Source organism: Thermoanaerobacterium sp. CMT5567-10 (assembly GCF_030534315.2).
In the GTDB taxonomy this organism is placed as follows: Bacteria; Bacillota; Thermoanaerobacteria; order Thermoanaerobacterales; family Thermoanaerobacteraceae; genus Thermoanaerobacterium.
The window spans coordinates 2,052,699-2,079,503 of the sequence record NZ_CP130558.2 but is presented as its reverse complement, the minus strand read 5'-3'; the positions used below and the strand labels follow the sequence as shown (position 1 = coordinate 2,079,503).

Sequence of the window (26,805 nt, the reverse complement as noted above, 5' to 3'; positions counted from 1 at the left end):
CTCGAGGTATAATACATATTTATTGCTTTTTTATTAGATCCGCTATGGCTGATATACTTCCTAAAGTATCAACTAATTTGTCTGGAATTATCAGTTTATTAGCAGGGTTTTTCGCCATCTCCTGCAGTGCTTCTATTTGCTTTAATGCTATGACAGTCTCGTTTGTTCCAGACTCTAATATAGCTTTATTAACCAATTCAATGGCTTTTGCTTGCGCTTCAGCAATCGTTTCAATGGCTTTTGCTTTACCTTCTGCCTCTAATATCTGTGACTGCCTTAATCCTTCGGCCTTTCTAATATTAGCTTCCTTCTCGGCCTCTGCCTGTAAAATTTTTGCCTGCTTTTGCCCTTCAGCGACAGCTATGGCACTTTGCTTTTCTCCCTCTGCTTGAAGTATAGTAGCCCGCTTATCCCTTTCTGCCTTCATCTGCTTTTCCATTGCCTGCCTTATTTCGTCTGGAGGAGTGATGTCCTTTATTTCAACAGACAGTATCTTTATACCGTATGCATCTGTAAGCTGATCTATCACTTTGAGAAGCTCTGCGTTTATCTTGTCCCTGCCTGATAAAACCTCATCAAGTGTCATTTCACCAATGATGTTTCTCATGTTTGTTATTGTAGAATAAACTATGCCTGATTTGTAATTTTCTATATTGTATATTGCATCTTTTGCATTCATTACTTTATAAAATATTACATTATCAACAGATATCTTGACATTGTCCTTCGTAATAACATTCTGCGGTTCAATATCTAGAATCTGCTGCTTGATAGATACTTTTGCCCGTACATAATCAACAAAAGGTATCACAAAATGCCAGCCCGGCTCCAATACCTTGTAAAACTGTCCTAGCCTCTCAATTACATATACATATCCCGTTTGAACAACCTTTATGGATGCTAAAACTGCGATTAATATAAGCAGAAGTAAGATAAGAAACAATATCAACAACTTTATTCCTCCAATCTCTTAACAATTAATTTATTTCCTGATATTCCAGTTATTAAAGCGGTGTCACCATTTTTCAAAGGTTCATCAGACTTAACGGTCCAATATATTCCCTCGAAAAAGACTTGGCCCTCTCTACCTACGTCACTTTTTATCTCAATCGTCTTTCCTATATATTCGCTTTCATACGGGTACGTCTTTGGTATATTTTTAAATCTCTTTCTTAAGTATTTGAAAGAGAAAATGAGTGATACAATTCCTATGGCGAGAAAAATAAAAATCTGAATTGGTGTATTAAGCCCCAGTAGATCTGCACATATTGCGAAAAAAGCTCCGATTGAAAAGTTGAAAAATATGAAGTTGCTTGTTATTAAGTCAATTGCAATTCCTACTATCATTACTGCCAACCATAATGTCAATATGCTATCCGTATTTATCCCCCTTTCTTGTTAAAAATTTGATATTTTATCTTAGTATATCACAGTATGTGTCCAACATAAAGTAGTTAGACAAGATATTTTATAAATTTTCTATAAATTTTTTAGGCAATATATTAGAGCCGATCGCATAGTATCGGCTCTTTTAAGGAGGGTAAACAATAACTTTCATTTATACGCGGTGGCTTCACCTATTTTGCTAATTCTGCTTTCCATGTTTACAGCCATTATCTGAGAACCATCTAGAAAACTAGGAATAATTTTAAAAGAAATCGGAAACCTTGCTGCTGTCGTCACCCGTCTACATCTACCAATAACTCTTCTAGCCGATGCCATACTTCGACCGTCTATTGAGCCAAAATGATTTCAAATTATCGCTTATTACAATCTGATGTACCACGACGCAGGAGTTTCACGAGTACTTGCCAGTGGAACAATTGACAATGGCAAGGTGATTCAGGCCTTTATAGTCATGACACCTTTGACTATATTGGTCATGTGAAGGGCTACTCAGGTTTATCACAAGGCTGTGTCATGATAGAAAAATGAATAATTAAAGAGGGTTGTTTTATAGAAAATTTGACTTAATAAAACAATCCTTTTTTAATAGCCGTTAAACTACTAGTTTGTTAAATTTACCCAGATTAAGTTTCTAGAATCTAAAGATATTTTAAAATTAAACCTAGTATTATACTTTAAATGTTAAAAATTTATAACACCACATGTATGCTTATTGATTCCCGTATAATTCACACTAATATATTTTACTAATCCATTTTCATTGAAAGGATTAACTTCACCTAAGATAAGTGGTTGCACATAATTTATAATTTCATCTTTCATGCCATTTCCTTCTTCATTTATCCAATTTAAAGGAACATTTTTAACTCTATTACTTACATCTTGTAATTTTACTAAATCTGTTTTACATTTATATTTATCATTATTTAACCTTGTTATAGCAGTCATATATCCACTATAACCAGCAATGGCATATTTCACAGAATCTCTACCAACCATCTCAGACTCATCTACGTCAGTTTTAGATGCACAATGTATGGCACATCTCTGCAAAATTCCCAATTTGATTAATTTAACGTTTTTAGTAATGTTTTTCTTTACCAAATCTCGAAGATGTTTACCTGCTCCACCAAGGCGTTTATGTCCAAAAGGATCTGTCTCAACTATATTTTTATTTATATATTCACCATTCTCATCCTTTATGCCTTCAGAAACTACAATAAGAAGTTTGTTATTCCTTTTAATTGCATTTTCTACATCTATTAGAAATTTAGATTTGTCAAAACTTATTTCTGGAAGATATATAAGTTGATTCACGTTTGGATTAATACTCTTTAAAATACCCGTTGAAGCAGCTATCCACCCAGCATCTCTTCCCATTACTTCTACTATCACTACTGACTCTTTTTTATATGCATTTATATCAAACCATATCTCAATGCATGTATTAGCAACATACTTTGCAGCACTACCAAATCCAGGGCAGTGATCAGTTTCAACAAGATCATTATCAATAGTTTTAGGCACCCCAATTATATTGACATCATAGCCTATTTTATTCATATAGATATTTAATTTATTTGCAGTATCCATAGAATCATTTCCACCAATATAAAGAAAATATGTTATATTATACTTCTCAAAAATATTTAATATTTTTTTATACTCTTCTTCATTTACATCATGTTCTTCCAATTTATACCTACAAGAACCAAAAGCAGATGACGGCATATATTTAAGAGATTCTATTGTATTTTTATCCATAGTGTCAATATCAATAATACGATCTTCTAATATGCCTTCTATTCCGTATAAACCAGCATAAACTTTATAATCACTAGCTAACGATATAAATTCTTTAATAGCTCCATACGCAGAAGCATTAATAACACTCGTAGGTCCGCCAGATTGCGCAATTAACAAGTTACCTCTGCTCGATTTCATACAATAAATCACCTCAAATTTTGAATATCTCAACATCATAACTATAGCTTTTTTGGCAATATTATATAAACCATAGTGAGAAATCCACAATAATACCAAATGATTTCCCGCTATGGTTTAATATTATACTTTATTTAGCAGAGAATTCTTTATTATCTTTCTTCCCTCTTTTAAATCCTTTATATATCCCAACGCCATAAGCTGGACTATCACATTGCCATAGATTGAAGCTTCTACAGGTCCTGTTATTACTTTTTTATCTGTAACATCTGCAGTTAATTTGCACAGGAACTTATCCTGTATCCCACCACCAACCATATGGATAGTATCTATTTTTCTCCCTACAATGCCTTCTAAATTATTTAAGCAATTTTTGTATTGCTCAACTATACCATTGTAAGCAGCTCTCGCTATGTCACCAATATTCTGCGGCAAACCCTGTCCCGTTTTTTCACAATATTGCTTTATCGCTTCAGCCATATCATCGGGAGCTATAAACAATTTGTCATCGGGATTTATGATAAATTCTTCGTGCTCTGCTTTAGATGCCATCTGGCTGATTTCTGGAAAACCTAATTTTATGCCATTTGAATTCCAGCTTTGTTTTAATTGCTGAATAATCCACAATCCATTTATATTTTTAAGTAGCCTTATAAAGCCTTCTACTCCACCTTCATTTGTGAAGTTGTACTTCTTTGTATTTTCATTTATTATAGGTCTTTCACTTTCAACACCTAATAGTGACCAAGTACCACAAATCAAATAAGCACTTGAACCGTTTTCGAGAGGTGTACCTGCAACTGCTGATGCCGTATCATGGCTTCCAACAGAAATCACTGGAATATTAGATAATCCCGTTTCTTCCTGAATTTCTTTTGTTAAATAACCTATTATATTCCCAGGCATTAATATTTTTTGAAAAATGCCTTCCGGTAAATTTAACTTTTTTATAAGATCGATCGCCCAATCCCTTTTTTCAGCATTCAACATCTGTGATGTTGATGCAACAGTGTATTCATTATATTTCTCATGCGTCAGATAAAAGTTAAACAAATCTGGCATAAATAATAATGTTCTTGCATTATTCAATAATTCTGGACGTCTCGTTAAATCACAATACAATTGAAATATTGTATTAAATTCCATAAACTGTATACCAGTAATATTATAAATCTCTTCCAATGGCAATATCTTTTCGACATCTTTCATTATTCCATTTGTTCTCTGATCTCTGTAATGAATTGGGTTTGATATCAATTGATCATTTTTATCAAGCAACCCATAATCAACACCCCATGTGTCTATGCCAATACTCGATATTTTAATTTTTCTTTTGGATATTAACTTTAATCCGTTTTTTAATTCATGAAATAATCTCAAGAAATCCCAATAAAGTGATTGCCCAATCTTAACTGGTTCATTTGGAAATCTATAAACTTCTTCGACATCGATTCTTTCACCGTCAAATTTCGATAACATAAGACGTCCACTAGAAGCACCAAAATCGAAAGCTAAATTATACACAATATCTTTCATTTAAATACCATCCTTTAGCCTTAAATTTTAAGCCCTAATTTTTATAATTTCTTTTTCATAATCTTTAACGACATCAATCCATGATGTACCAATTGGCACATTTTCGTCCATGCAGTATTTGTTCCAAACGGAGTAAAATGGCAATGTTTTGAATTCTTCCATCAAAGCAAGCCTTGCACCAAAATTTCCTTTGTTTTCTTCTTCCAACAATAGATGTACAGGCTCTAATAGTGATATTAATATAGCTTTCAGAGTTGCTCTCGCACCTATTACCCATGCCATTATCCTGTTTATGCTTGCGTCAAAGAAATCCAAAGCAATATACACTTTATCATAAGCATTACATCTTCTTATTTCTTTTGCTAATGAGAGCAAATCTTCATTTAAAATGACTACATGATCACTATCCCAGCGAACGCCGCGGCTTACATGAATCAACAAATTGTTACTAAATATCAGTATTGACGATATCTTATCAGCAATATTTTCTGTTGGATGAAAATGCCCCATATCAAGACACAACATTACATCATTTCTTGAGGCATAGCTCATATAAAATTCATGTGACCCTACTACATAGCTTTCAGATCCGATGCCAAACAATTTGCTTTCTAGAGAATCAATGATGTTTGTTTTGTCGTATTTTACTGAAAATATTTCATCTAAAGATTCTTTAAGTATCTTTCTATGTTCAATTCGATTAGCAGGCAAATCTTTTGAACCATCAGGAATCCAAATATCGTTTACACATTGTATTTTTAATTCTTTCCCTATCTCATTTGCAATTTCACGGCATCTTTTGCTATGTTCAATCCAAAACTTCCTTATATTTTCATCTTTGCTTGAAAGCGTATAGCCTGAGTTTGCTTTAGGATGTGAAAAAAACGTAGGATTAAAGTCAAGACCAAGGTCATTTTCTTTCGCCCAGTCTATCCATTTTCTAAAATGCTCGACGTTTATTTCATCTCTATCTACAAATTTACCATCAGTTTCTGCATAAATGGCATGCAAATTTACTTTGTGTTTGCCCGGTATAAGGCTTAAAGCTTTTTCAATGTCTTGCCTCAGTTCTTCACCATTTCTTGCTCTGCCAGGCCAGTTTCCCGTAGCCAAAATACCTCCACCGCTTAATCCATTGGCATTTTTCTCAAATCCAGTTACATCATCACCTTGCCAACAGTGAAGGGAAATACGAATCCTTTTCATTTTCTCTAATATTTCATCAGTGTCTATGTCAAACTTTGCATAAACCTCTTTTGCATGATAATAATCACTTAAAATTTTATCTTTTTCTACTTCATACATAATAAACATCCTTTCGAGAAATGATAAGTATATTTTAAAATGTGAAACTATTCCAAATAGAATATTTCGCGCAAAGGTTTTATAGGCTCCTCTTTATTAAAATCAAATGAGCCCTCCACCATTTTTGATGTTATTGCATTCCACTTATTGCAAATTTCACTTTTAGCAATATAATCAAATGCAGCATTGACATCATCACATTCGAAACAATAGAAAAATTGGTTCCCATTTTGAAAAATTGAGTAGTTCTTTATTCCAGCTTTGCGATGCTCTTCTAATATCTCTGGCCACGGATTAAGATGCATTTTTACATATTCATCTACATACTCTTCCTTTACAGTCCATGTCCAAGCAAATTTATGACTATTTTTCATTTAAAAGACACCTCTCTTCAAACGCCTCTTGAATTTTTCTCAAGAGGCGTAGTTTCTATTTAATTAATTTAAATTATTTATTATCAATTTAATATACTTTCGCCCATTCATCTATATTTTTGATGTCGAACTTAAATGGCGCCCCAAGTAATGTTTGAGTTCCTCCATCATCGGCTTTGACCACTGCTTTAGAACCCAATCTACCAGCATCAATTGTATCTCCTACTTTACCTGATATTTTACCTTTAGCCAAAGCATCAGCCGCATATCCTGTTAAATAACCAACATCTATTGGATTCCACAAATACATCCATTGACATACACCGCTTTTAATATAGGCAGCCATTTCACTTGGCAATCCAAGACCCGTCAATTGTACTTTCCCCTTAAGGCCTTTATCTGTGAGAACTTTCGCAGCTGCTGCAATACCTACTGTTGTTGGGGATATAATCCCTTTTAAATTAGGATAAGCTTGTAATAATCCTTGCGTTTCAGATACACTTTTATCACGAAGATCGTCACCATAAGCAATTTTAACAAGTTGAATATTTTTATATTCTGGCTTTTCTAATTCTTTCTTCATCCAGCTAATCCATGTATTTTGATTTGTTGCTTGTGAAGTAGCGCTTAGAATAGCAATTTGGCCTTTTCCTCCAATCATCGTAGCAATTGCCTGTACCAAAGTACGACCGATCATTTCTGGATCCGCTTGGTTGACATGAACCATACGGCTTTGAGCATTTGTAGCAGAGTCAAACGAAAGAACCTTTATACCAGCATCCATAGCTTTTTGTAAAGCAGGTTGCAATGCATCAGGATCATTAGCAGCAATTGCTATCGCATCAACTTTTTGTGCTGTAAGCTGTTGAATTATCTGAATCTGAGCATCAGCTGTCGGTTGTACTGGTTCTTGAACTATTGCTTCATCACCGAGCTCTTTTAAAGCATTTTTAAAACCTTCTATTTCCTTTTCGTTATACGGGTTTCCCGTACTCTTTACAACAATAGCAATTCTCTTTTTGGCGTTATTACTTTGATTACTAACATTAGAACTATTTTTTGAATTATTATTTGTATTATTTGTAGAGTTTGTACCAGAACTGCAAGCAACTAAAGTTAATGTTACTAAAAATAGCGACAAAACTAAAGCCAACACTTTTTTGAATTTTTTCATAAGCATTCATCCTTTCTAAAAATTTTTATTTATTATTTAAAAATAAATTTATATACTAACAGCATTCGCTGTTGTATAAACATCGAATAATAACTATCTTAAAATTTTTTCCCACTTTTATTCTGATTGATATTTGCGATCATTACCGCAAATATCAACAAAGCTCCAACAACTATAAGCATTGTCGTTGATGGTATATTAATAAGACCAAGTCCATAATGTAATAGTCCAATTATAAAAATTGATATTATTGGTCCAATAATTCCACCTTTTCCACCCGCCGTACTTACACCACCAAAAACAGCCATTGTAATTACATCCATTTCATATCCAAGCGCTACATCTGGTCTAGTGCTACCCATTATAGAAGTAAGAAATATTGATGTAACCGAAGACATAAGACCTGCAAGTATAAAAATCATCAATTTAATTTTGTCAACCTTTATACCAGAAAATCTACTAGCAGTAATATTATTTCCCATTGCATAAACATACCTGCCAAAAGTAGTCTTATGCAATAACAATCCATAGAGCACGGCTGTAATTATAAATGCAATTAACATATACGGAATTCCACCAATGGAACCCCAACCAAAATACTTATACCACGAAGGAAAATTTCCTATAGCCTGATCTTTTAATATTGCATAACATAAACCACGGTATAATGTCATAGTAGTAAATGTGACAATAATTGAAGATAAATTAAATTTAACAATAAGTAAACCATTTATTAAACCGCAAACAATTCCGATAGCAAGTGAAATCAATATAGCTATCGCCATCGGTAATCCAGCTTTATATAAAGCTGCCATAATAACAGAAGATAAAGCGACGGTAGATCCAACTGAAATATCTATCTCGCCTAAAATTAGTATAAAAACCATAGGAAATACTATAAAAGTTTCTGCTAAAAATGTAGTTGTCGCATTAAGTAATTGGCCCGCATTTAGATAATATGGAGAAATGACAGAATTAATAATATTTACAATTATAAATATTATAACTAACATCCATTCCCAACTCATAAATAAATTCTTAATACTAATCTTATTGCTGCTAAGCTCCTTATCATTCGCCACCATTGATTAGTGCCCTCCTTTTTAAATTATTGTATCTAGCTCTCCTTGTTACAAAAACATTAATTAAAATTCCAATTAGTATAACGAATCCCTGAATAGCTTGTTCCCAGAAAGATGATACCTTTATTAATGGCAATGCATTGTTTAATGTCCCTATTAGTAATGACCCTAAAATAACTCCAATAATTTTACCACTACCACCTGCAATACTTACACCGCCAAGAACGCATGAAGCTATTACAGTAAGTTCATAACCAGTAGCTGTATCACCTTGAGCAGAAGCAAATTTTGAAACCCACAATACACCTCCAAGTCCTGCTAATAATCCCATAATCGTGTAAACCATTAATAAGACATTGTCAATCTTAATGCCAGTTATAATAGCAGAATCAGGATTACTTCCTACTGCATAAATTTGCCTTCCTGTTCTTGTATAATTGATAAAATAATAGAAAAACAGATAAATAATTATAGCTATAAAAATCAAATTATTAATTCCTAAAATTGAACTTGTTGCTATACTTTTGAAACTTGATGGCATCTGATCAGCACTAACCCAACTACCACCACTTATTATATATGTTAATCCCCTATATACATTCATCATACCTAGAGAGGCTATTATCGGCAAAATCTTAGCCTTAGCAACAAGCAATCCAACGATAAAGCCACAAACCATCCCAATCATAACACCAATTAAAATTGCAACAATCGGGGATAAACTTTGATATTTACTTACTGTCAAAGCCGATGTCATACCAGACAATGCAAGTGTTGCACCAATTGAAAGATCAATTCCTCTGGTAACAAGAACAAGCATCATACCAACAGCCAAAATACTTAATATCGCTGTGTTGGTAATTAAATCCTTAATATTCTCTACTGTTAGAAATCTTGGATTAATTAATTGAAATATTATACAGAGCAAGACTAAAAATATTACTAAGCCTAATTCCTTGAAATTATAAAAATTATATTTTCTATGATCATCCTTTGAAATTTTCTTAAGCATAATCATTTTCCTTTCTTTTAAAATTACTACTTCTCTTCTAAGCAATACTTATCTTTCTATTATGCATTGCCGCATCAAGAATTAATTCTTGTGTTGCATCTTTTCTACTTAGAATAGCTGTTACTTTACCCTCATGCATAACAACTATATTGTCACTCATTCCAAGTACTTCTGGCATTTCAGAAGACACCATTATAATTCCATAACCTTGACAAGCTAAATCACTCATCATCTCATGAATGGCAGCTTTTGCACCAACATCAATGCCTTTTGTTGGTTCGTCAATAATCAATACTTTCAAATTCGCACTCAGCAATTTAGCAACAACTACTTTTTGTTGGTTACCACCAGACAACGTACTTGCAAGACTATAAATACTATTAGCTTTTACATTCACTTTCTTTGCCATATCCTCAGCTACTTTTGCTTCTTTAGATTTATTTATCCAAACACTATTATTAATTTTCTCAAGTGTTGCTAATGTTATATTCATTCCGATACTCCATTGAAGAATTAGGCCCTGCTTTTGACGATCTTCAGGAAGGTAACCAATACCAAGTTCCATAGCTTCCCATGGATTATTTATTTGTACTTCCTTTCCTTCTAAATAAATTTTTCCCTTATCAATTGGCAAAATTCCAAATATAGCTTGGCAAACTTCACTCCTCCCGGCACCAACAAGACCTGCTAATCCAAGAATCTCTCCTTTATGAAGCGTAAAAGAAACATTATCGAAATATCCCATTTTACCAAGACCTTCAACACGCAGAAGTTCATCACCAATTATTGTTTCTTTTTTAGGAAATAGTTGTGATATTTTGCGACCAACCATAGCTGCAATTAAATCATTTTCTGAAATTTCGTTGACGCCCCATGTTCCAATATATTTACCATCTCTGAATACAGTAACTCTTTCCGCTAACCTATACAAATCTTCCATCCTATGTGTAATAAAAATTACAGAAACACCATTATTTTTTAATTGCTCTGTTATTCTGTACAATTCTTCACATTCTCTATTTGTAAGAGATGCCGTCGGTTCATCCATAATTATTATTCTTGCTTTTGTTGAAATCGCTTTAGCAATTTCAACAATTTGTTGTTGAGCTACAGTAAGCTCACCCATTAAAGTTTTTGGATCAATATCAGAGCCTAATTCTTTTAATAACTTGTTTGCTTCTTCATGCATTTCATTCCATAAAATTCTGTTGAATCCTTTCTTTATTTTTTCATGACCCATAAAAATATTTTCAGTGACACTTAAATCTGGATAGCATGTAACTTGTTGATAAATAGCTGCAATTCCTAATCTCTGAGCATCTCTCGGACTCCTCAAAATTACTTTTTGCCCATTTACATAAATTTCACCATCATCTGGAGAATACACTCCAGTTATTATTTTAATAAATGTAGACTTTCCAGCTCCATTCTCCCCCATCAGCGCATGAACTTCACCTTCTTTTAGCTGAAAATGTACATCATCTAATGCCTTAACTCCAGGAAATTCTTTTTTAATTCCCTTTAGTTCTAAAATATAATCAGACATATCACTTATCATCTCCCACATCTATGAATTATTAAAATTATAGAAAACTTTTACAGTATTCAAATAATGACTTTATCTAAATCCAGCATATAAGCTATCTTTTCAAAGATAGATGCATTATGACCTACAGATAATGCAAAATGATGCGTAGGTGCTTCTATAAACCAGCGATTCATATATTCATCTGGATGACAATTAAATTTAATATGCGTTTGAGTATTTCCTATCATCAATATTGGAGCTTTAATCGCTTCTCCCTCACTTATAATCATTTTCATTTTCCTATCAACTGTTTGGGTTATTCCAAGAGTAGTAACAGCACCAGAAATTACTTTTGCTTCTACCGAAACTCCGCTACCTTTTTTCCCATGGTATAATCCCATACCTCTTAATATAGGTTTACCATCCGAAATTAGAATATGAAATGGTCCATCATGTCCCATTATAATTGTCTCTAAATCATAATCAACAGCTACTATTTCCGAAAAACTACCGCCTTTTCCTAAAATATCACATATTTTCATTGCAATAGCAGTTTTTAAATCTCCTTCACCTGCACAAGGCACTCCTTCTGCAGTAAGTATTGAATGACCAACAATAAATCCACTTTGCAATTTTTCATAGAAACTGCCTTCATACCCATGATAATAATAAGCAAGTGCGTCAAGATCATATTCTTTTACTAATCTTTCTTGTGCTGCAGCAACTTTACATGACCATTCCAATTGTTCATCAGATGGTTTTTTTGCTATTGGATCAGATGGCGAATCACCACTGATTTGAAAAAATTCATTTACTTGCATCATTTTTTCTTCAATTTCATCTTGAGTGACTTTATCCAAGCATCTATTTAAATCATCCATCTCTAAAATCTCAACATGTATTCCAAATTGCGCTTGAACCATTGTAAAGTCACTATACATATCCAACATCCCACTATAATTATTTCCAAGAAAGCCAAAACGACTATATTGTAATGTTCGTTTCACAGTAGCCGCTTGAACCCACTCGCTAATCTCTTTCCATGCTCTTAATGCTTCTTTTCTTTGCGATGTGTTTTCATCTGTAACTGATATCTCAGGTGTTTTATCCATGCCAAGCAATCCATTAACAATTCTATATCTAATTCCTGAACGATTCAAAGCATTTGTAAATTCAGGAACAGGACATGCACCACAATGAGCTAGCCATTCACCTGTTGAAGTTTTCTCATAATTCATTCTTGCCGTAGGTTGTAAATTTAATATTATTAAAGGCGCCTTGCAAATTTGGTGCACTGGTAACATTGACGAACTTGTGCAATACGTAGCAGAATGACAAAAAACTATATCAACATTCTTTGAATTAAACCATTCACCAGCACATCTAGCAGTTATCTCATCGTCAACAAGTCCAAAGTTGTAAACCTCTCCCAAATCACATAAACGAGATTCAATAAATTTCCCATACTCTATTATTCTCTCTTTCAAACCTTCAAATTGATTCCAATAGGCTTTTAAACCAACTGTATATAAACCTATTTTAGCCTTATTAATTGGTTTTACTAATTTAATCATTACGCTTAAATCCTCCCTAATTCAACGTTTACCTAATTCTATAATAAAGCATTTTTACATCTTTCTTAAATAAAAATAATTTATTATTTTTCATCTAATCTAAACAATTATATGTTTATTAATTTAACTATTATATATATTCGACGTTTTTTGTTAAATTCCTTCTTGTTTTTAATATTTTTTATTAATTTTTTTATTATTTTTTTGTTTTAATAATGTTATATATTGTATTTTCTTTTTTTATCTGTTTTTTAATGGTCACACAATCTTCTCCCAAATAGATTTATCAGGATTTGGTATTACAGATTTATTCAAAAGCATACCAGACTTTTCTAAGATTTTGCATCCTGCATTAATTGATGCTTCAACAGCAGCAAGTTCGCCTGTAAGCAGCAAGTATGACTTGCCACACATTCCCCTTGCTATTCTTATTTCTATAAGGTTTACTTTTGCTGTTTTGGCAGCGGTATCTGCTGCAAGTATTATTGATGCTGCTGAAAATGTCTCTATGATGCCAAGTGCTTCTACACCGTTGATTTCAGAAGTACCATTCATAGCTTTATATATTGATTCATGAGGATTCCCAAGTATGAAGCTATCAATGACATTATCTGAATACTGGCTGATACCCTTTTCTATAGCTGAATTGACTGCACTTAATTTCCCACTCAATAGAACGATGTATTTGCCTGGGCAAACTGTCTGAGCTTCGATTATTTCGACGTCTGCAGTTTTCGCCATATCATCAGCAGCAGTTATTCCTGTAGCAACTGATTTGTATTCAACTAATCCTATTGCTTTATCCATTAAAATCACCTCTCGGTTCGATAACAACACTATGGTCAGTGACATCTATTATAACACCTTCAACACTAGCATGTAATCTAGCACCTAGCTTATTATTCGGAATATCGCCTATTAAATCTCCTTCTTTCACCATGTCTCCAACTTTTACTACAGGATTTGCTGCTACTCCAACATGTTGGTTCAATTGCATAATGACAGAACCTGAAGGAACAATAGTATCAGCGCTTAATGGTGCATCAACATTATATTTATTAAGTGCAAGTCTTGATATAAGTCTTTCCATTGGAACTAACCTTTCATTTCTCATAATATTAGCTTTTTCTGGCTTTTTACTATGAGGATTTTTTACACCATTTTGCCTTAATTTTGTTTTTATTTGACTTATTATTTTTCTCGGCGACAAACTTTGATGACACGAATACATTTCACATAATCCGCATTCAGAGCATAACATAGTTATCGTGTATGCAGTGGTATCAGCAATAATGCCATTTGCAACTGCATTCATAACCTTATGAGGTTCTATAGAATGTCCTAACAGGTGTCTTGGGCATAAATTTGTACACATTTGGCATTGAGAGCAAACAGACATTGCACGTTTTAACTCTATGCTTATGTTTGTCTTTCTTTTTGTTATCACAGGGTGGTCTTTTGGGAGAGCAATAATAGCTTTTGTTGTTTTTGTTATTGGGGCTTTTCTATCAACTATTTTCCCAGTCATGGGACCACCCATTATTATTTCATAATCTTCTTCTAAGCATCCTCCTGCTTTTTCAATAAGCTCAGCCACAGATGTGCCTACTTTTACTTTAAATGTACTAGGACATTTGACATTTCCAGTTACAGTTACATATTTTTCTGTGACTGGGTGTTTTAAATAAATAGCATTATAAACATTAAGCACAGTTTCCACATTCATTACAATAGTTCCAACAGAGATAGGTATAGAACCTTCTGGCACAATTCTACCAGTCGTTTCATATATTAATACAACTTCGTCGCCAGCAGGATAAACGTCTGGCAATACCTTTAACTCTAAGTTTTTATAATTACCAATTGAGTTCTTAACTGAACCAATTGCAGCCTTGTATGCTGATTTTATCGCTACTAAGCCACATTTAGCACCTAATGTATCAACTATAAGGGATAAAGTCATTAATATTTCATCAGTATATACGGCAAGCAACTGCCTATCAACTCTCAAAAGCGGTTCACATTCAGCACCATTTAAGATGACTGTATCAACTCCAGCGCTGAGCTTTGCATGTGTAGGAAATCCAGCACCACCTGCGCCAACTATCCCATTTTCAAAGACAATATTTTTAAGTTCATCAATATTCATTTCCTCACCCCAGATAAACTAATCCTCAATTATCACATCTTTTATACTGTCAACTATACCGACAATTGCTGCATCTACAGGCGAATCTGGCACACCACATCCAATCCTAGCCGAACTTCCAAAAACGACGATAACTATTTCTCCTACACCTGCACCTACATTATCTATTGCGACAACCCTATTTTTATTGTCATAATTCATTTCACTTATGGGTTCTACTATTAAAAATTTATTGCCTATTAAATTTTGATTTTTGCGGGTAGAAATAACTGTACCAATAACTTTAGCTATTATCAATTTTTTTCAACTCCTATTTTTATCTAACAATTTCAACAAAATCGCCACTTTTTATCCCCATGCAATTAGCTTCATCTGTGTCGATATGCATCTCAAGGGTAAATTTTTCTCCAACCCTTATATGCACATTTTCAAAAATACCGCCTCGTTCACCTTTCACTTTTACAGAAACTCTGTCATTGTCTAAAACATTAAATCTTTTGGAATCTTCCGGTGACATGTGAATATGTCTTTTGGCTATTATACATCCTTCTTTTAATGATATTGCGCCTTTCGGCCCTACGATTGTGATTGGCGATGAACCTTTTATATCACCTGATTCCCGTATAGGAGGGTTTAACCCTAAACTTATTGCATCAGTCTTCGATATTTCTACCTGCGTTTTATCTCTTAAAGGACCCAAAACTCTCACTTTCTCAATAGCATTTAATTTGTAACCGATAATTGTCACATATTCCTCTGCTGCAAACTGTCCACCCATCAATTCTTTCTTCTTTTTTAACATATAATCTTTGCCAAACAATATCTCCAAATGTTCTTTAGTCAGATGTACATGGCGTGCCGAAACGCCCACTGGTATCTTCAATGAATTCCTTTCACTAAGCGTATTCGCTATCGTCTTTGATATGATTTCTATCAATTTTTCGTCCATCGTTATCACACTACTTTATTGTAGGCAATATTTTCTCTACATCAGCATGAGGTCTTGGTATTACATGAACAGCAACCAATTCTCCAAGTTTTTTAGCTGCATTTGCTCCAGTTTCTGTTGCTGCTTTAACAGCTCCAACATCTCCTCTTACCATAACAGTTACAAGCCCTGATCCTATTTTTTCAGTACCTATCAATGTTACATTAGCAGCCTTTACCATTGTATCTGCCGCTTCGATTGCTGCAACCAATCCTCTTGTTTCTACCATTCCCAATGCTTGTTGTTCCATGATCATTTCCTCCTTGATTTCTTTATTTGAAGTTTTTATCAAATTATTTTTTTGCCTCTGCTCAGATTCTCTAAGCTTTGTGCCTAATTCACTTTTATTCTCCTTAATATTCGTCTCTTTTTCTTCAGAACTCATTTATTTCACCACCATCTACTTTAAATAGCTTTTCTGCGCTAATATTTATCATCCTCATGGTTTCTGAATGAGGATTTGGAATCACCGCATGTGCAACTGTGCGCGTAATTTTGTCAGCTTTATTTTTGCCATTTGAAATTGCTTCTTGGACAGCCGAAACTTCTCCTTTAATAATGATCGTCACAAGTCTGCCTCCAAGTTTTTTCTCCCATGTCATAAACTCTATATTTGCTGTTTTTAACATAGCATCCAGTGTTTCCACTGCTGTGACAAATCCATTTACTTCAATAAGTCCAATTGCATACATTTATTGCACTCCTAAATGTGTCAGCAAAAAGCTGACACGTGTAAATTATTTCAGTGTTGGTAGTATCTTTTCAACATCAGTGTGAGGTCTCGGTATTACATGGACAGCCACTAATTCACCTAATTTTGAAGCTGCACTTGCACCAACTTCTGTCGCAGCTTTTACTGCACCAACATCTCCTCTTACCATGACAGTTACAAGTCCTGAACCTATTTTTTCAGTTCCTATCAATGTCACATCTGCAGCCTTAACCATAGCATCTGCCGCTTCTATTGCTGCAACCAATCCTCTCGTTTCTACCATTCCCAATGCTTCCTGTACCATATTTAAAATCCTCCTCAATTCTATTTTTTATTTTAGACAATTTAGTTTTAATAGCTTTTCAGTATCATTCTCAGGTTTTGCTATTATATCTGTGGAAACTACTCCAGATATTTTATTTGCTGCATCAACTGCAGCATCAACTGCTATTTTTACATTCTCAAGATCTCCTCTAAGTTTAACAACTATTATCAATGGAACTGGCAATGCTTCAGCGTTTAATGGCTTATTATTATCGAAAGACTCTATTACGACATTTGCTTTTTTGCATGCAGCATCTGCTGCTACAAATGCCGCTACCAATCCATACACTTCGATTAATCCGACAGCTTGCATCATATCACCTAAAATCTGTCATTTATATACACTACTTTTATTCCTTCCTGCTTCATATTGACTTCCATCGCTTCATTCATCTTATCAAGTGAAAACTTATGTGTTATCAACTCTTCAATCGGAAGTCCTATTTCTTTAGCTCTTTTAAGAAAATCAAAAGTTGTCAAATAATCTTGAGGGGTGTAAGTCCATGAGCCAACTGCTGTTATTTCTTTATTGCAAATATCATAATGGGGATTTATCTTACAATCACCATTATTTACAAAAAATCCAACTTCGCATAAACCACCTCCTCGTCTTACAAACTTCCAAATATTAGATGCTGCAGAAGGAACGCCTGTACATTGAAATGCGAAATCTGCGCCAATTCCATCGCTTGCCTTTTTAACAGCTTCAACAAGTTCATCAACATTGCTGTATTTAGTAAAATTAACGAGTTCTGTAGCACCTAATCTTTTAGCCATATTTAGTCTATTTTCATCACCATCAACCGCTATGATATTTTCTACTCCAAGCGTCTTTACAACTGAAAGCAACAGTAATCCTATAGGACCGCAACCTTGTACGAGAACTTTACTGTTGAATTTTAAAAGGCCTGTCGATTTTGCACGTTCTACCGCATGTACAACTACTGCCGCCGGCTCTACAAGAAGCCTCAAATTAAGATTCATATCATTAACTTTATAAAATGTTGAATTTTTTCTTATGACGATGTACTCTGAAAACCAACCATTTAAATGATAATTATCATCAGGTATTAAACCATAGATCTTTGAATTCTCACACAAATTTGTCTTATCTGGATGATTTAAGCATATATCGCATTCACCGCACGGAACTACAGATGTAACGATCTTATCTCCTTTTCTAACTTCTTTGCCTGCAGAGTCACGTCTTACGTTTTTCCCCAGTTTGACTATCTCGCCTGTTCCTTCATGTCCTAAAACTAATGGTATAAGGCCAAATGGATCTCCTTTGTACTCATGCACATCCGTGCCGCATACGCCGCATCCCTCTACCTTAACAAGCATTTCATCATCATTTATTTCTGGGATGTTAAATTCCTTTACTTCTATTTTTTTAACTTCTGTAAGTACGGCTGCTCTACATGTAGATGGTAATGTTGAATTGTTCTCTTTAATATTCTCTTTAGGCTCATTTTTCAAATCATTTAATATTTTTTTCACTATTTCCTCAATGTCTATCTGATTGACTTCCATATTATCCTCTCCTATCTTATTGATAATCCATCTGCCAACACACATCTTCTGCTTTTGGTAAAAGTCCTTGCAGATGTCAATCCTTCACCTGTTCTGCTTGCAATCGTGAATGTACAGTAACCTTCACCGCCATATCCCAATGCAGCGTACGATGGCGCATTCTTGACAAATATAGCAGTGTCAATGATTTTGCCAAACTTTGTTAAGTTGTCCACGTTTTTTGAATGCATATGTGCTGAATGTCTATTGCCGTGTTCTAATTCTGTCGCAATCATTATAGCTTCATCAACATTTTTAGCTCTTACTATTCCTAAAATAGGCATCATTAGCTCTTCTACCACCAGCGGATTATCTTTTTCAGCCTCAAAAATTATGCACCTTACGCTCTCATCAACATCTACGCCTATGGCTTTTAATATTAAATGAGCATCTTTGCCGACCCATTTCCTATTTAATGTTGTTTTGCCACCTTTGTGATCTAATACAAGCTCAATGAGTTTTTCGATTTCTTTTCCTTCAATCTTGTAGCATCCATTCTTTTGCATGTAATAAATAAGCTCATCTGTTATTTTATCTACAGATACTACTTCTTTCTCAGCAATGCAAGGTAAATTGTTGTCAAATGTAGCACCATCGATAATGTCTTTCGCAGCCTTTTTGATATCTGCAGTCTCGTCAACTACAACTGGTGGATTTCCAGCTCCGGCACCAATAGCTCTTTTACCAGATGAAAGAACTGCTGTAACTACGCCAGGTCCGCCAGTTGCAACTAATAGTGGAATATCAGGACTTTTGAACATTATATTCCCTGTTTCAAGTGTTGGCTTTTCAACTGATACAGCCAAATTCTCAGGTCCACCGACTTCTACAACCGCCTCATTTACTAACTTAACAGCAAAATTAGAAACATTTACTGCACCTGGATGTGGATTAAAGACAACAGAATTGCCCGCTGCTATCATTCCAATGCTATTGCAAAGGACAGTTTCACTTGGATTTGTTGATGGAGTAATCGCACCTATTACACCAAACGGCCCCATTTCAACTAATGTCAGTCCTTTATCACCTGACCATGCTGTAGTTGTTATATCTTCTGTACCTGGTGTCTTAAGTGCTACGAGTTCATGTTTGACTATTTTGTGCTCTACTCTCCCCATGCCAGTTTCTCTAACGCCCATTTCTGCAAGTATTTTTTTGTTCTCCATAATCTTTTTTCTTATATTCTGTATAATCTTTTCTCTCGATTCCATGGGCATATTCCTCAATTTTTTCTGGGCATCTTTTGCAGCACTAATAGCATCATTCATATCTTGAAATATTCCAACATCCCCATACTTACTGGTAGTCTTTTCAAGATTAAATTCCGATAAGATTTTTTTGACAATCGCTTCAATATCTTCCTCTTTAACTTTCATGATATAACCTCCTCAAATACATCTGCACCATAAAGGGAAAGTTCGATATCCTGTTCTACCGTTCCACCGCTTACGCCTATACCACCGATAATTTTGCCATGATATTTTATAGGGCAGCCTCCACCAAATACTACAATTCTATTGTCAGTTGTATTGATCCCGTAAAGAGGCTGGCCCGGCTGTGTAAGCTTTGAAAGCTCATGAGTTGCCATTTTAAGTGCTACAGATGTATAAGCTTTATTTATGGCTAAATTCATGCTTTCTATAAGTGTTCCATCCATAAAATGCGCTGCTATCAAATTGCCATGCATGTCGACTATTGCAATAGCAACTGGAAGCTCCATGCTTTCAGCCTTCTTTTCTACCTTTTCCATTAACTTTTTTGCGATATTTAAATTTAATTTCAAGTCTTTATCTACTTTTTTATATTGTTCTTTTATAATACTTGTCACTTTCTCCTCTATTTTGCCTCTTACTTCCATGTACCTTGCCAAAACAAACAAATAATCGGATAATCTATTAATATACACTTTAGAATTAATATCCAGAGGATATTTCTTATCAACTTCTATTAAAATTCTCTCTGTTCTCCTTGCTATAGCTCTTGCAATGTCCACTAATGCAGAAATTTCATTTTCTCCAGGGAGAATAAACTTATCTTGAATCTGCATTGCATTCTGATAATTGTCTATTAATCTTTCAATAGCCAATACATCATCTTCTGATAGATGCCATTTATCACTTTTACCGTCAGCAATTTCAGAAAGAATCATCTTAATATTAATCTGTGCTTTCTCTATTTCCTTTTTTATCTCATCGTCTTTTATTTTTGCTTTTATATATCCGAGATGGCTTGTCAATTCATCTAAATTTCCCAAAGCTTTTATTCTTAAATCATATTTTGATACTCTATCTCCATTTAATAGAAATGTATTTCCATCATCACCAGTTTTAGTATAAACACTCATTGTACCACCTGCTAATCAATGTATTTTAGTGGCAAACCTTTAACATATCTTGCGGCATTACAGCCAATAATCCGAGGATTTAAATACATATCTGTCTCTGTAAAAAACAAAGGCATATCCAACTCTAAATTTTTGCAATGCATGCATATTGAATCCCCGGCAATGCCTATGCCTACACCTAATACAGATGCTTTTGCCGCATCATAAGCCATTTTCACAACATCAGTGCACTCATTGGCAGCTAATCTATATAACGCACCTTCTTCTTCGATGCCAGCTATAACTTCATTTATTAAGTCTCTGTTTTCTGTATTCGAAAAAATCACAATTTGAGGTATTATAAATTCCATAAAATCACCCTAAATAAGACATCACAAGACCTGTTGCTACAGCGTTTCTTGGACCTTCGACTTTTCTTATATTTCCCCTACCTGCTATGATTTTATAGTTTGATAGCTCAGTCAAAATCATCTCCGGAATTTCAAAATCCAAAGCAGAACCTCCGACTAATACGACATTTGGTATTTGCCTTAAATTATTTCCCGGAGCAATTTTTGTTAAAGCTCTGAGAGCATTTTTTACAAAGACTTTATATTTTGCTTGTCTTCGTACGTAAATAATCTTTTCCATAGTCAAATCTTCTTTAAATATAGGAATCATATCATTTTCTTTTAAAATCACGATCCTCCCATAATATCGAGGATTTAAGGGTTTATCAAAAAACTTTATCTCCCTATTTTCCATTCTTATGTGAAATAAACTTTCAACTTTTCCAATCGGGTTCTTTTTTATTTCTTCTGACAAATATCTATCATTTAATCCTAATTCTGAATCAATAAGCATTGTGACTAATTCTCCAGCACCTGCCATGTGTATAGATTTTACAATGCCTTTTTCATCAATCAAGGCTGCATCTGTAGATCCTCCACCAATATCCAGTATTGCAAGTGGCAATTTGGTACCAGGAGTAGTCAATGCGCCTAATGCGGCCATCACAGCTTCTACCCCAGCTATTTTTACAAACACTCCTAATTCTCTTTGAAGCCTTTCTGCAATCTCTCTCATAGGAAGCATATCTGTCTTTACCATGGCCGCCAATACAACTGCTTTCTCCATTGAAGTCTCACCAGCAAGCCCACCTTCTACTTTAACAGGAACGGTTGTGTCAACCGCAAAAATGTCTTTAATCTTTACCTTGTCTATTTTTTGACCGGTAATACTTGACATTTTGCTTTTTAGATTTTTTATCATATTTCCAACATTTGTATTTTTTTCACCTTCTACATCATCAATTGTACCAACTTCCTCAACTGATTCCATTATAGCTTCAGCGCCAGAATCAACACTTACTTTTGATGACATATTAGACCCTATGATTAAGAGGTTTCCCGCTGGAATTATCCTCTCCTTTACTTGTCCTTTTGGCGTTTTTATAACCACTGCCGACTTTTTCCCAATCAAACTTTTCGAAATCGGTATGACGTACTTTGTCTCTTCTGGAGTAAGATCAAATATTGTTGCGATACCATAAGGATTTGATAGCGTGCTTATGGACTTGCCTTCCGGTGCTACCTCTACAGCCGCTACAACTCCTAATGGAATCTTCTCTATCTGTCTTACTTCGTCCACAATTGGTATAGTCTTTTTTAGTCTGTTGTTGATTAAAACTGCTTCATCATTTTGGACTATGACAGCTTTTACATCAATATCGTTTTCAAATGACATGTTTATGATTTTTGAAGCTTCTTCATAGCCGATTTCCTTAGGTATGACCACAATGTAACTTTTTTCTTTCATAGCACCAGACAAATCTTTTATATGTATCGTTTCTCCTACTCCAAGCCCAACACCACCTGGCGTAGATGGATTATGACCTATCATGGTAGAACCAGTGATAACAGTCTCAGTTATTGTCTCCATAGCCGCACCACAGACAACCGGTGTAGCTTCATTGATTCTAATAAGGCTTAAATCGATTATATTTTTATCAATCTTTTTTAAAGCTTCGGTTAATCCATTTATAATCCCCGTCACATTGTCTACAGTGCCTTTTACGCCTGTTGTTGCTGTCAGAGAACTGCTTAAAAATTCCATCGTATTGTCATCTTTTACGCCAGCAATACATACTTCTGTTGTAGAATTGCCAATATCAACACCTGCTATAAGTTTCATCTAAAAAGCCCCTTTAAGTTCTCAAAATGTTTCTTTTTTCATATACTTCAGCAGCTTCAAGTATCAAGTTCGCACAGTTAATGGCATTGTACTTATCTCTTAATTCGTAAGCAAGGTTTATAAGTTCTTCTTTTGTTGCCCTGAAGGGTCTTAAGCTTTCATATATTTCCAAAATCTTTTTATCTGGAACATCTGTAAGCTCCGATGCTCTTGTGAAATTTTCCTTCATCTGGTGTTTGCCGTATCTTTCTGCAATTTTCCCTTGCATTAGAAGTACTTCTTTTGAAATCTTAATATCGTCAGGTTTTACGTTTCCCATCATTACATTTTCTATATTGATTTCATTTAAATGTTTGCCTGTTTTTGTCACTAATTTATCAAAAGCACTCTTTGACAGCGGATACTCTTCCATATTTATCATCCTAACTTTCATAAATCTACCGTCAATTCGATTGATTGAGCATTTTTCAATATCTTTTCAGTCTCTTTTATATGCATTATAGCAGCTTTCACTTGATATTTAGGTCTCACCATGTAATCATTTTGAATTAATATAGGCTTTACCATCATTCCCTTAGCATACCTTGCTGCATTTTTGCCTATTTCCCTATATAATTCTAAATTTAACAGTGGAGCTTGTGGAAATAGTTCAAGATTGCTTAAAGGATATAGATCTTTTTGATGAATCACTGTCGTACCTTTTGATTGTATGCCTATACCTATTCCTGACCCACTTAATAAAGCAGCTTCTTTGCCTATGAACGCAACATCAGATGTCTTTAGAACTCTTATAATCCTAGGAACCATGCCTTCTTCTTCGATGCCTGCAATTATTTCTTTTATGACATCTTTATGGTCAAGGCCATTTATAGTCTTTTTTATATGCTTCCCAAATGCAGGTCCAACTCCAATGACGACTTCCTTTATATTTTTACCCTTATGGGCAATTCCATTTTCAATAAAATACGAAGGCACATTATCAGTTTTCTGCTTCTTATTTATTTCTTCTATGACCCGTTTAGTTATTTCTTTTAATAAATCTTCATCCACGTACATTTTTTCACCATCTTTACAAATTGTCAGGATTAATGGTGTAAGGAATATTTTTTATCTCTTCCCATCTATCTTTGTCAATTCTATATCCTGTTCCAGGTCCTAAGTAATCATTTGGACAATTTATAGCGCTTATAACATTAAAATCCTCATCGAGAATAGCTGATGTCTGCAAATAATCTCCAGATATGCGCTGTTTTAGCATGTTTAAAATATTTTCTGCTATGTCCTCATGTCCAGATCTATATAAAGCCTTTACGATGTCAATGCCTGTAATCCCTCTTTTCATCATTTCATCGATTGATTCAAGGTCAGACAAAACGTCTCTTTCAGGCATGTCCTTGCTGCCATGTGCATATGCTGCTGCTTCTACTTCTTCATCTGTAACTACTCCAAGATTTAACTCTCTAAATACATCCTGCAAAGCTTTAGCCGCTTTTCTTCTTACTTTTATCACATCTTCTTCTTTTACAGGTCTCAATCCGCCATCTACCATCAAATCTCTTTGCAGTACGTTGTAGTCATCGAAATCTTCTGCGTCAAAATTTGAACCAGCAAACATGTTATCGTAATTAGGTGTTCCACTATAACCTGAAAATATAAAATCAGTACCCGGCAAAAACTGCATAATTGTTCTTGCAGTCCTTCTTATGTCTGAATGTGTAAAAGTCTGATCATTGCCTGACGCCACTTCTAAGTCAAGCATAGATGCTATAAGGTTTTCAGCCAGCACTGCACGTACACCTGAAGGAACTGAGCTAGTTATGCCTATGCAGCTTATTGCACCGTTTTGAAGCCCCTGAACGCCCGCACCTTTTGTAACCATGATACACCTGATTTCTAGGTACAACATTGATTTACCTTCTGCATTTCCCATAAGCACTTCTGAACCTGTCCCAGATGTAAACCTCATCTTTAATCCTCTCGATGCATAGGCAGAAGCGAGAAATGCTTTCGAGTAAGGTGTATCGTCACCATCTATAAAAACACTTTCAGTTCCATAAACAGATATAGTCTCAGCGTATGTGGTAAATCCTCTCATGCCTAATTCAAGCTCCGTCGCCTCCTCAACAGCGCATTGAGTAAGCACACCTCTTTTTAATGTCTGAGATCCTATCAATAATGCTATAGCGTTAAACGGAGCATATTTTGTGACTCCGACGGTTGTCTCTTCCTCCCTAAAACCTCTTAAGGCACATTCGGCAGCGTCCGCTGCAATCTGTACAGGATTATCTTTAAGATTTGTAATATGTGCTTGATTAGCTGGAATCTTTCTTGCTCGCATTTTCTGTATAGCCATCATCATTTCCACAACATTAAGATGGTTTACAACTTCCATTATTTTAGCAGGTGTGAGCCCCGAAACTATTTTTATGATAGTCTTTCTTTCTACATTTATATCTACAAGCATTCTGGCTATATCAAGTGAATTCATTTTCATAGATTTTTCAGCCTGATGAACGTTTATGGCATGATCAGCTATAAATAGATCTATAAAGTCAAAGTCCTCTCTTCTTTTCCCATCCATCTCTACTATCTTATCATTTTCAATCTTTATTGATGGCTTAGGATCGTTTGGACTAGATATTGCTATAAAGCCTTTCTCTGGCCATTCATTTATAAATCCATCCTGATTTACAGGTCTTTTGCTGAGAACCTCAAATCTCTTAGAACGTTTCATAGAGAATTCCTCTTTTACGCAATAATATGTGTTTTTAATTGTATTTCAATTGTTCTAATACTTTTTTAGTGATAACATTCACAAGTTCAGAAATATCGTCATCATTCGATTTTGCAGAATTTGTACTGCATCCTAACATGCTGCATAAATCACCTGGATGTCTTCCTTTCAGACCGAATTTTCTTCTGATTTCATAAAGCTTTTCTACTTGGCTATCTGATAATTCTTTTGGACCGCCGAGAAGTGTAGAAATGAAAGTCAACTTTGCGTAAAACTCAAGTGATTCCATTTTATAGTATGCACTTATCAAGTCAGGACCATACGTCAGCGCACCATGATTTTCTAATAAAAGCGCATCGTAATTCTGTAAATATTTAGAGACAGCATCTGGCAGCTCTTCTGTTGAAGGCGTGCCGTATTCAGCTATGGGAACACATCCTAAAGATATGACAGCTTCTGGCATTATAGGCTTTGTAAGCGGGATCCCTACAATGGCAAAGCTTGTACCAAACGGCGGATGCGCATGTATGACAGATTTGACGTCTGGTCTTTCTCTATAGACTCTAAGATGCATCTTTATCTCTGTAGACGGCTTATAATCGCCTGAAGATTTTAATACTTCACCGTTTAAATTAATATTCAATAGCATATCTGGAGTCATAAACCCTTTGCTGACACCTGTTGGTGTCGTTATTATTTCATTTTCACCGATTCTTACAGTGATATTTCCGTCATTTGCTGCCACAAATCCATTCATGTAGATTCTTTTCCCTATTTCGCAAATCTGTTTTTTTACCTCATATTCAGAATACACTTTTTGCCCTCCTTTAAATAAAGTTAATTTTTATTGAATTTATTTTGATTTATGTCTGTT

The 26,805-nt window shown here is 34.6% G+C and carries 29 protein-coding genes; all 29 read right to left on the bottom strand.

The features are described from left to right. Positions 1 to 19 precede the first annotated feature (19 nt). Positions 20 to 952: an SPFH domain-containing protein gene (locus tag Q2T46_RS10545; protein WP_303265512.1), complete on the bottom strand. Its 933-nt coding sequence runs from the start codon at positions 950 to 952 to the stop codon at positions 20 to 22. Between the two features lie 2 nt (positions 953 to 954). Beyond that, positions 955 to 1,368, bottom strand: coding sequence for an NfeD family protein (locus Q2T46_RS10540; RefSeq protein ID WP_045411708.1), 414 nt, complete (start codon positions 1,366 to 1,368; stop codon positions 955 to 957). 186 nt (positions 1,369 to 1,554) lie between these two features. Then, positions 1,555 to 1,722, bottom strand: coding sequence for a hypothetical protein (locus Q2T46_RS10535; RefSeq protein WP_303265513.1), 168 nt, complete (start codon positions 1,720 to 1,722; stop codon positions 1,555 to 1,557). 366 nt (positions 1,723 to 2,088) lie between these two features. Next, positions 2,089 to 3,351 carry a 6-phosphofructokinase gene (locus Q2T46_RS10530; protein ID WP_303265514.1) on the bottom strand — a complete coding sequence of 421 codons (1,263 nt, stop codon included), beginning with the start codon at positions 3,349 to 3,351 and terminating at the stop codon, positions 2,089 to 2,091. A 123-nt stretch (positions 3,352 to 3,474) separates the two neighbouring features. Beyond that, the gene (locus Q2T46_RS10525; RefSeq protein ID WP_303265515.1) at positions 3,475 to 4,887 is read right to left on the bottom strand and encodes a rhamnulokinase family protein; all 1,413 of its coding nucleotides are present in this window, start codon (positions 4,885 to 4,887) and stop codon (positions 3,475 to 3,477) included. A gap of 27 nt (positions 4,888 to 4,914) precedes the next feature. Then, positions 4,915 to 6,192, bottom strand: coding sequence for an L-rhamnose isomerase (locus Q2T46_RS10520; protein ID WP_303265516.1), 1,278 nt, complete (start codon positions 6,190 to 6,192; stop codon positions 4,915 to 4,917). Between the two features lie 47 nt (positions 6,193 to 6,239). Next, positions 6,240 to 6,566, bottom strand: coding sequence for an L-rhamnose mutarotase (locus tag Q2T46_RS10515; RefSeq protein WP_303265517.1), 327 nt, complete (start codon positions 6,564 to 6,566; stop codon positions 6,240 to 6,242). An 88-nt stretch (positions 6,567 to 6,654) separates the two neighbouring features. Next, positions 6,655 to 7,740, bottom strand: a complete 1,086-nt coding sequence (gene rhaS / locus Q2T46_RS10510) for a rhamnose ABC transporter substrate-binding protein (RefSeq protein ID WP_303265518.1) — start codon at positions 7,738 to 7,740, stop codon at positions 6,655 to 6,657. Between the two features lie 98 nt (positions 7,741 to 7,838). Then, complete coding sequence (locus Q2T46_RS10505) at positions 7,839 to 8,825, bottom strand: ABC transporter permease (protein ID WP_303265519.1); 987 nt, start codon at positions 8,823 to 8,825, stop codon at positions 7,839 to 7,841. Then, positions 8,812 to 9,834: an ABC transporter permease gene (locus Q2T46_RS10500; protein WP_399388604.1), complete on the bottom strand. Its 1,023-nt coding sequence runs from the start codon at positions 9,832 to 9,834 to the stop codon at positions 8,812 to 8,814. The genes Q2T46_RS10505 and Q2T46_RS10500 overlap by 14 nt, the downstream gene beginning before the upstream one ends. 37 nt (positions 9,835 to 9,871) lie before the next feature. Next, positions 9,872 to 11,380, bottom strand: coding sequence for a sugar ABC transporter ATP-binding protein (locus Q2T46_RS10495; protein ID WP_399388600.1), 1,509 nt, complete (start codon positions 11,378 to 11,380; stop codon positions 9,872 to 9,874). Positions 11,381 to 11,439: 59 nt separating this feature from the next. Continuing rightward, positions 11,440 to 12,936 (bottom strand): L-fucose/L-arabinose isomerase family protein, encoded by a 1,497-nt coding sequence (locus Q2T46_RS10490; RefSeq protein WP_303265522.1) that lies wholly within the window; start codon positions 12,934 to 12,936, stop codon positions 11,440 to 11,442. 258 nt (positions 12,937 to 13,194) lie between these two features. Continuing rightward, a complete protein-coding gene (locus tag Q2T46_RS10485) occupies positions 13,195 to 13,743 on the bottom strand; it encodes a BMC domain-containing protein (protein ID WP_303265523.1) in 549 nt (182 codons plus the stop codon). Further along, positions 13,736 to 15,085 carry a 4Fe-4S dicluster domain-containing protein gene (locus tag Q2T46_RS10480; RefSeq protein ID WP_303265524.1) on the bottom strand — a complete coding sequence of 450 codons (1,350 nt, stop codon included), beginning with the start codon at positions 15,083 to 15,085 and terminating at the stop codon, positions 13,736 to 13,738. The genes Q2T46_RS10485 and Q2T46_RS10480 overlap by 8 nt, the downstream gene beginning before the upstream one ends. An 18-nt stretch (positions 15,086 to 15,103) precedes the next feature. Continuing rightward, the gene (locus Q2T46_RS10475; RefSeq protein WP_303265525.1) at positions 15,104 to 15,382 is read right to left on the bottom strand and encodes a EutN/CcmL family microcompartment protein; all 279 of its coding nucleotides are present in this window, start codon (positions 15,380 to 15,382) and stop codon (positions 15,104 to 15,106) included. Positions 15,383 to 15,401: 19 nt separating this feature from the next. Next, entirely contained in the window at positions 15,402 to 16,034 is a 633-nt protein-coding gene (gene pduL, locus Q2T46_RS10470) for a phosphate propanoyltransferase (protein WP_253666760.1), read from the bottom strand. Between the two features lie 10 nt (positions 16,035 to 16,044). Beyond that, on the bottom strand, positions 16,045 to 16,323 hold the full coding sequence (locus Q2T46_RS10465; RefSeq protein WP_253666776.1) for a BMC domain-containing protein: 279 nt from the start codon (positions 16,321 to 16,323) through the stop codon (positions 16,045 to 16,047). Between the two features lie 124 nt (positions 16,324 to 16,447). After that, positions 16,448 to 16,765 (bottom strand): BMC domain-containing protein, encoded by a 318-nt coding sequence (locus tag Q2T46_RS10460; protein ID WP_253666759.1) that lies wholly within the window; start codon positions 16,763 to 16,765, stop codon positions 16,448 to 16,450. A 45-nt stretch (positions 16,766 to 16,810) separates the two neighbouring features. Beyond that, positions 16,811 to 17,089: a propanediol utilization microcompartment protein PduA gene (pduA, locus tag Q2T46_RS10455; protein WP_253666758.1), complete on the bottom strand. Its 279-nt coding sequence runs from the start codon at positions 17,087 to 17,089 to the stop codon at positions 16,811 to 16,813. A gap of 27 nt (positions 17,090 to 17,116) precedes the next feature. Continuing rightward, positions 17,117 to 17,425, bottom strand: coding sequence for a BMC domain-containing protein (locus Q2T46_RS10450; protein ID WP_253666757.1), 309 nt, complete (start codon positions 17,423 to 17,425; stop codon positions 17,117 to 17,119). A 5-nt stretch (positions 17,426 to 17,430) separates the two neighbouring features. Next, positions 17,431 to 18,642 carry a zinc-binding dehydrogenase gene (locus Q2T46_RS10445; protein ID WP_303265526.1) on the bottom strand — a complete coding sequence of 404 codons (1,212 nt, stop codon included), beginning with the start codon at positions 18,640 to 18,642 and terminating at the stop codon, positions 17,431 to 17,433. Positions 18,643 to 18,653: 11 nt separating this feature from the next. Continuing rightward, positions 18,654 to 20,057, bottom strand: a complete 1,404-nt coding sequence (locus Q2T46_RS10440) for an aldehyde dehydrogenase family protein (RefSeq protein ID WP_303265527.1) — start codon at positions 20,055 to 20,057, stop codon at positions 18,654 to 18,656. Next, a complete protein-coding gene (locus Q2T46_RS10435) occupies positions 20,054 to 21,025 on the bottom strand; it encodes a cob(I)yrinic acid a,c-diamide adenosyltransferase (RefSeq protein WP_303265528.1) in 972 nt (323 codons plus the stop codon). Before Q2T46_RS10435 ends, Q2T46_RS10440 begins: the two co-directional genes overlap by 4 nt. An 11-nt stretch (positions 21,026 to 21,036) precedes the next feature. Then, on the bottom strand, positions 21,037 to 21,375 hold the full coding sequence (locus Q2T46_RS10430) for a glycerol dehydratase reactivase beta/small subunit family protein (protein WP_303265529.1): 339 nt from the start codon (positions 21,373 to 21,375) through the stop codon (positions 21,037 to 21,039). Between the two features lie 4 nt (positions 21,376 to 21,379). Next, positions 21,380 to 23,197, bottom strand: a complete 1,818-nt coding sequence (locus Q2T46_RS10425) for a diol dehydratase reactivase subunit alpha (protein WP_253666752.1) — start codon at positions 23,195 to 23,197, stop codon at positions 21,380 to 21,382. A gap of 13 nt (positions 23,198 to 23,210) precedes the next feature. After that, a complete protein-coding gene (locus tag Q2T46_RS10420) occupies positions 23,211 to 23,630 on the bottom strand; it encodes a diol dehydratase small subunit (RefSeq protein WP_303265530.1) in 420 nt (139 codons plus the stop codon). Then, entirely contained in the window at positions 23,627 to 24,253 is a 627-nt protein-coding gene (locus tag Q2T46_RS10415) for a propanediol/glycerol family dehydratase medium subunit (protein WP_303265531.1), read from the bottom strand. The genes Q2T46_RS10420 and Q2T46_RS10415 overlap by 4 nt, the downstream gene beginning before the upstream one ends. A gap of 13 nt (positions 24,254 to 24,266) precedes the next feature. Beyond that, positions 24,267 to 25,931 carry a propanediol/glycerol family dehydratase large subunit gene (locus Q2T46_RS10410; RefSeq protein WP_303265532.1) on the bottom strand — a complete coding sequence of 555 codons (1,665 nt, stop codon included), beginning with the start codon at positions 25,929 to 25,931 and terminating at the stop codon, positions 24,267 to 24,269. Between the two features lie 34 nt (positions 25,932 to 25,965). Further along, positions 25,966 to 26,745: a class II aldolase/adducin family protein gene (locus Q2T46_RS10405; protein WP_303265533.1), complete on the bottom strand. Its 780-nt coding sequence runs from the start codon at positions 26,743 to 26,745 to the stop codon at positions 25,966 to 25,968. Positions 26,746 to 26,805: the final 60 nt, after the last annotated feature.

Bases quoted from the DNA above. Each gene is read 5' to 3' on its own strand.
- pduL (WP_253666760.1), bottom strand. From the start codon at position 16,034: ATGGACGAAAAATTGATAGAAATCATATCAAAGACGATAGCGAATACG.
- Q2T46_RS10420 (WP_303265530.1), bottom strand. From the start codon at position 23,630: ATGAAAGTTAGGATGATAAATATGGAAGAGTATCCGCTGTCAAAGAGT.
- Q2T46_RS10450 (WP_253666757.1), bottom strand. From the start codon at position 17,425: ATGATGCAAGCTGTCGGATTAATCGAAGTGTATGGATTGGTAGCGGCA.
- Q2T46_RS10480 (WP_303265524.1), bottom strand. From the start codon at position 15,085: ATGAATATTGATGAACTTAAAAATATTGTCTTTGAAAATGGGATAGTT.
- Q2T46_RS10505 (WP_303265519.1), bottom strand. From the start codon at position 8,825: ATGGTGGCGAATGATAAGGAGCTTAGCAGCAATAAGATTAGTATTAAG.
- Q2T46_RS10515 (WP_303265517.1), bottom strand. From the start codon at position 6,566: ATGAAAAATAGTCATAAATTTGCTTGGACATGGACTGTAAAGGAAGAG.
- Q2T46_RS10445 (WP_303265526.1), bottom strand. From the start codon at position 18,642: ATGGAAGTCAATCAGATAGACATTGAGGAAATAGTGAAAAAAATATTA.
- Q2T46_RS10520 (WP_303265516.1), bottom strand. From the start codon at position 6,192: ATGTATGAAGTAGAAAAAGATAAAATTTTAAGTGATTATTATCATGCA.
- Q2T46_RS10485 (WP_303265523.1), bottom strand. From the start codon at position 13,743: ATGGATAAAGCAATAGGATTAGTTGAATACAAATCAGTTGCTACAGGA.
- pduA (WP_253666758.1), bottom strand. From the start codon at position 17,089: ATGGTACAGGAAGCATTGGGAATGGTAGAAACGAGAGGATTGGTTGCA.
- Q2T46_RS10410 (WP_303265532.1), bottom strand. From the start codon at position 25,931: ATGAAACGTTCTAAGAGATTTGAGGTTCTCAGCAAAAGACCTGTAAAT.
- Q2T46_RS10435 (WP_303265528.1), bottom strand. From the start codon at position 21,025: ATGAGTGTTTATACTAAAACTGGTGATGATGGAAATACATTTCTATTA.
- Q2T46_RS10535 (WP_303265513.1), bottom strand. From the start codon at position 1,722: ATGGCATCGGCTAGAAGAGTTATTGGTAGATGTAGACGGGTGACGACA.
- Q2T46_RS10495 (WP_399388600.1), bottom strand. From the start codon at position 11,380: ATGTCTGATTATATTTTAGAACTAAAGGGAATTAAAAAAGAATTTCCT.
- Q2T46_RS10430 (WP_303265529.1), bottom strand. From the start codon at position 21,375: ATGGAATTTATAATACCTCAAATTGTGATTTTTTCGAATACAGAAAAC.
- Q2T46_RS10500 (WP_399388604.1), bottom strand. From the start codon at position 9,834: ATGCTTAAGAAAATTTCAAAGGATGATCATAGAAAATATAATTTTTAT.
- Q2T46_RS10440 (WP_303265527.1), bottom strand. From the start codon at position 20,057: ATGAAAGTTAAAGAGGAAGATATTGAAGCGATTGTCAAAAAAATCTTA.
- Q2T46_RS10425 (WP_253666752.1), bottom strand. From the start codon at position 23,197: ATGAAACTTATAGCAGGTGTTGATATTGGCAATTCTACAACAGAAGTA.
- Q2T46_RS10525 (WP_303265515.1), bottom strand. From the start codon at position 4,887: ATGAAAGATATTGTGTATAATTTAGCTTTCGATTTTGGTGCTTCTAGT.
- Q2T46_RS10415 (WP_303265531.1), bottom strand. From the start codon at position 24,253: ATGTACGTGGATGAAGATTTATTAAAAGAAATAACTAAACGGGTCATA.
- rhaS (WP_303265518.1), bottom strand. From the start codon at position 7,740: ATGAAAAAATTCAAAAAAGTGTTGGCTTTAGTTTTGTCGCTATTTTTA.
- Q2T46_RS10490 (WP_303265522.1), bottom strand. From the start codon at position 12,936: ATGATTAAATTAGTAAAACCAATTAATAAGGCTAAAATAGGTTTATAT.
- Q2T46_RS10530 (WP_303265514.1), bottom strand. From the start codon at position 3,351: ATGAAATCGAGCAGAGGTAACTTGTTAATTGCGCAATCTGGCGGACCT.
- Q2T46_RS10460 (WP_253666759.1), bottom strand. From the start codon at position 16,765: ATGTATGCAATTGGACTTATTGAAGTAAATGGATTTGTCACAGCAGTG.
- Q2T46_RS10465 (WP_253666776.1), bottom strand. From the start codon at position 16,323: ATGGAACAACAAGCATTGGGAATGGTAGAAACAAGAGGATTGGTTGCA.